Annotated in this window: 1 pseudogene; it reads left to right on the top strand. The window is 44.5% G+C overall.

The annotated features are described in order from the left end of the window. Positions 1-145 precede the first annotated feature (145 nt). Positions 146-1,900, top strand: a pseudogene (locus B5G27_RS15725) (IS1182 family transposase). Positions 1,901-1,903 lie beyond the last annotated feature (3 nt).

Genomic DNA, 1,903 nt, shown 5'->3' on the forward strand with positions numbered 1-1,903 from the left:
GGGGCTGTCGGGAAATAGATAGTCCAAAACAGGGGCAGTTGTGACTCGCATGAGTCACAACTGCCCCTGAAATTTATCCTGTAAAAAGAGAAAAAGATGGCTAACGACAACCATCTTTCTCTCCGTTCCATGTTATAATGGAACTATGCAAAAACAAGATTATTATAACGACTTTTTTGAAATTGGGCAACAGAAAATTAACTTCAGTTTCTTCGAATTGAGTCTACCCGATGACGATCCAGTCTATACCCTGAAAAAAGTGATGGAGGAATTAGATTTTTCAGGCCTGCTGGCCTGTTATCCAAACAAGGGAAGAACCGGGTTTAACCCAATCATGCTGTATGCTGTCGTTACCTACGCAAACATGCGCGGAGTCCGGGCCGTTGACCGGATTGTTGATCTGTGCCAGAGAGACCTTGCTTTTATCTGGCTGACGAAAGGGCAGAAGCCTCAAAGGGATGTTTTTTACGATTTTAAAGGCAAAAAGCTCACAGGGGAAGTCCTGGATGAATTGAATTACCAGTTCATGCGCCGCCTGGAAAAAGAAGGGTTTCTTACACTGAAAGAACTTTATATCGATGGAACGAAACTGGAGGCAAATGCCAACAGATATACCTTTGTCTGGCGGGGCAGCCTGAATTACCACCTTGCAGGCCTGCTGGATACGATCGATGCCCTTTATACAAAGTACAACGCTTTCCTGCTGGACAATGGGTATGGTCCGAAATACGACCTTGGGGATGCCCATATGTTTGTGATCGAGGGGATGGACAAAATCAGGAAGATCATCAAAAAGAACAGGGAGCGGAAACTGACAAAGCATAAGAAAATCCCCAATAATACCATAATTGAAATCGATCACTGTTCCCCGCTTGAAATCCGGAAACTGCAGAAGAACCTGATGCGGATTGCAGAGGGGGAAGGGATTGAGTTTGTTTTCGGGAAGGGAATGCGCAAGCCGGAGATCCAGAAACTTTATGAGGAACTGGAAAAATGCGGAAAGCGTCTGATGGAGTATAAAGAATGCTTTAAGATTATGGGGAAAGACCGCAACAGCTATTCTAAGACAGATCTGGAAGCGACATTCATGCGGATGAAAGAGGACCATATGATGAACGGGCAGTTAAAACCTGCCTATAACGTCCAGATCGCAGTAGAAAATTACTTTATTGTCCACGGATATGTAAGCAATGACCGGACAGACTACAACACGCTGATCCCAGTTCTGGAAAAACACAGGAAAGCGTTTGGGGATAAGCTGGAAGCAGTAACTGCCGACAGTGGCTACTGCAGCGAAAAGAATCTGCTGTATCTGAAAGAGAATGGAATCCGCAGCTTCATCAAGCTGTAGGACCATGAGAAGAGGAAGACACAGGCATACAAAGAAGACATCGGGAAATATTACAACATGACATATTCCGTTTTTGAGGATGAGCACTATTATATCTGCCATGACGGAAGAGAGCTGCGCCATATCCGGACAGAAAGCAGAGAACAGGACGGCTACACACAGACAATAGAGGTATACGGCTGTGCGGACTGCAGTGAATGTGAATATAAATCGAAATGTCTTTATAAATACAATCCCGAAAAGAATCCGGACCAGAACAAGGTCATGAAGATCAATGAACGCTGGGAAGAACTGAGGGAGGAGTCCAACACGAATATCCAGAGTGAAGAAGGGATCCTGAAACGTCAGACACGGTCGATCCAGACAGAGGGTCACTTTGGAGATATCAAAGAGAACGAAAACTTCCGTCGTTTTAACTACCGTTCGAAAGAGAAAGTATATAAAGAGTTCATGCTGTATGCCATAGGGCGGAACATCATGAAATATCATCGGTTTTTACATCAGGAAATCGAAAAATTTGAAGGGAAAAAGGAGCAGGAAGCGGCTTAACCA

It is taken from the genome of Lachnoclostridium sp. An76 (assembly GCF_002161355.1).
Classification (GTDB): domain Bacteria; phylum Bacillota; class Clostridia; order Lachnospirales; family Lachnospiraceae; genus Mediterraneibacter; species Mediterraneibacter caccavium.